This window comes from Streptomyces sp. RP5T (genome assembly GCF_003933965.1).
Lineage (GTDB): Bacteria > Actinomycetota > Actinomycetes > Streptomycetales > Streptomycetaceae > Streptomyces.
This window is the reverse complement of record NZ_RSAJ01000819.1, coordinates 1-2981: the sequence shown is the minus strand read 5'-3', so window position 1 is coordinate 2981 and position 2981 is coordinate 1. Positions and strand designations below refer to the sequence as shown.

At 74.4% G+C, this 2981-nt stretch carries 1 protein-coding gene; it reads right to left on the bottom strand.

Features of this window, described 5'->3' with window-relative positions:
- A partial coding sequence (locus EHS43_RS41520) for a bifunctional [glutamine synthetase] adenylyltransferase/[glutamine synthetase]-adenylyl-L-tyrosine phosphorylase (RefSeq protein ID WP_125195677.1) occupies positions 1–2899 on the bottom strand: 2899 nt, incomplete at its 3' end.
- Between the last annotated feature and the right edge of the window lie 82 nt (positions 2900–2981).

The window sequence follows — 2981 nt, the reverse complement described above, 5'->3', positions numbered from 1 at the left end:
GCCCGTACCCCAGGTAACGGCCCACGGCGGCGAGTTCGCGCGCCTCGGTGGGGAAGGTGTCCCCGGCCCGCCCCCGCACCAGCATCACCGCGTTGCGCACGCGGGTCGCCAGCACCCACGCCTCGTCGAGGACCTGGGCGTCGTCCGCGGAGATGAATCCGGCGTCCCGGGCGGCGACGAGGGCCGCGCGGGTCCGGGTCGTGCGCAGCCCCGGCACCTCGGCTCCATGCCGCATCTGGAGCAGCTGCACGGTCCACTCGACGTCGGACAGGCCGCCGGGCCCGAGCTTGGTGTGCAGTTTCGGGTCGGCTCCGCGCGGCATCCGCTCGGACTCCATGCGTGCCTTCAGGCGCCGGATCTCCCGGACGGCGTCGTCGCCGAGGCCGCCCGCCGGATGACGCAGGGGGTCGATGAGCTCGATGAAACGCCGGCCCAGCTCCTCGTCCCCGGCGACCGGTTCGGCCCGCAGCAGCGCCTGCGCCTCCCAGACGAGCGACCAGCGGCGGTAGTAGGCCGCGTACGACGTCAGCGTGCGCACCAGCGGCCCGGACTTGCCCTCCGGGCGCAGGTCGGCGTCGATGAGCAGCGGCGGGTCGGCGCTCGGGATCTGCAGCAGGCGGCGCATCTCGGAGACGACCTTGCCCGCGGCCTGGGAGGCCTCGCGCTCCTCGACGCCCTCGCGCGGTTCGTGCACGAACAGGACGTCCGCGTCGGAGCCGTAGCCGAGTTCGTGACCGCCGAAGCGGCCCATGCCGATCACGGTGAACCGGGTCGGCAGGGTGTCGCCCCAGCCCTCCCGGACGACCGCGCGCAGGGTGCCGGCGAGGGTCGCGGCGGTCAGGTCGGACACGGCGGCGCCGACGCGGTCGACCAGGGCGCCCTGGTCCGGTTCGGCGGGCCGGGTCTCGGTGCCGTAGGAGCCGACGATGTCCGCGGCGGCCGTACGGAACAGCTCGCGGCGGCGGACGCCACGGGCCGCGGTGACCGCCTGCGCGGCCCCGTCGGCGCGGCGGACGGCGGCGAGTATCTCCTGCTCCAGGTGCTCGCGCCCGCGCGGGGCGAGCCCGCCGCCGTCGCCGTCCCCGAGGAGGGCCACGGCTTCCGGGGCGCGCATCAGCAGGTCCGGGGCGAGGCGCCCGGCGGACAGGACGCGTGCGAGGTTCTCGGCGGCGGCGCCCTCGTCGCGCAGCAGGCGCAGATACCAGGGGGTCTTGCCCAACGCGTCCGAGACCTTGCGGAAGTTGAGCAGTCCGGCGTCCGGGTCGGCGGACTCGGCGAACCAACCCAGCAGTACCGGAAGGAGAGTTCGCTGGATGGCGGCCTTGCGGGTGACTCCGGAGGCGAGGGCCTCCAGGTGCCGCAGCGCGGAGGCCGGGTCGGCGTAGCCGAGCGCGACCAGCCGTTCCTGCGCCGCGCCCGCGCTCAACCTGATCTCGCCGGGCCCGAGTTGAGCCACCGCGTCCAGCAGCGGCCGGTAGAACAGCTTCTCGTGCAGTCGTCGTACGACGGAGGCGTGCCGCTTCCACTCGCGGTTCAGCTCGGTCACCGGGTCGGCGCGCAGGCCCAGGGAGCGGCCCAGGCGCCGCAGGTCGGGCTCGTCCTCGGGCACGAGGTGGGTGCGGCGCAGCCGGTAGAGCTGGATGCGGTGCTCCATGGAGCGCAGGAAGCGGTAGGCCTCGTCGAGCTGGGCGGCGTCGGCCCGGCCGACGTAGCCGCCGGCGGCGAGGGCCTGCAGGGCGTCGAGGGTGGTGCCGCTGCGCAGGGAGCCGTCCTCCCGGCCGTGCACCAGCTGCAGGAGCTGTACGGCGAACTCGACGTCCCGCAGGCCGCCGGGACCGAGCTTGAGCTGCCGGTCGAGCTCGGAGACGGGGATGTTCTCCACGACCCGGCGCCGCATCTTCTGCACGTCGGCGACGAAGTTCTCGCGCTCGGCGGCCTTCCAGACGAGGGGTTCGAGAGCCGAGACGTACGCCTCGCCCAGCTCCCGGTCGCCGGCGACCGGGCGGGCCTTGAGGAGGGCCTGGAACTCCCAGGTCTTGGCCCAGCGCTGGTAGTAGGCGAGGTGGGAGGAGAGGGTGCGCACGAGCGGGCCGTTGCGTCCCTCGGGCCGCAGATTGGCGTCGACGGGCCAGATGGACCCCTCGACGGTGGTCTCGGAGCAGATGCGCATCATGTGCGAGGCGAGCTTGGTGGCGGCGCGCAGGGCCTTGCCCTCGTCGGCCCCGTCCGCCGCCTCCCCCACGAAGATCACGTCGACGTCGGAGACGTAGTTGAGCTCGTGGCCGCCGCACTTGCCCATCGCGATCACCGCGAGCCGGCACAGCGCCGCGTCGTCGGGGGCGGCGGCCCGCGCCATGGCGAGCGCGGCGCGCAGCGTCGCGGTGGCGAGGTCGGCGAGTTCGGCGGCGGTCTGGGCCAGGTCGATGGTGCCGCACACGTCACGGGCGGCGATGGACAGCAGACAGCGCCGGTAGGCGACACGCAGGGCCACGGGGTCGGCGGCCTCGGCGAGCCCGGTCTCGAACTCCTCGACGCCGGGGTGCAGGTCCCGGGGCTCGTAGGTGACGAGGGCGTGCCAGTCGCCGGGGTGCCGGGCGAGGTGCTCGGCGAGCGCGGCGGACGCGCCGAGCACCCCGAGCAGCCGGTCGCGGAACGGCTTCGCCGCTATCACCGTGTCGAGCAGTTCCCGGTCGGGCTGCGCCTCCAGCAGCCGCACCAGACCGAGCAGCGCGAGATCGGGGTCGGCGGTGGCGCCGAGCGCCTCCAGCAGCACGGGGTCGTTGCGCACGGCGCTCAGCTCCGCGCTGTCCAGGAGCCGCTCGGCGGCCGACGGATCGGTGAAACCGTGCCGCAGCAGCCGCGTGAAGGTACTGCTCCTGCGCCCCGGCGCCGACGTCATCCCGGCCTCCCGTCCGATCAAGGTCGTGTCGATCGAGCCTAACCGCAGAGCCGGGGAGAAGCGCCGGGACGGAGGGGGGATC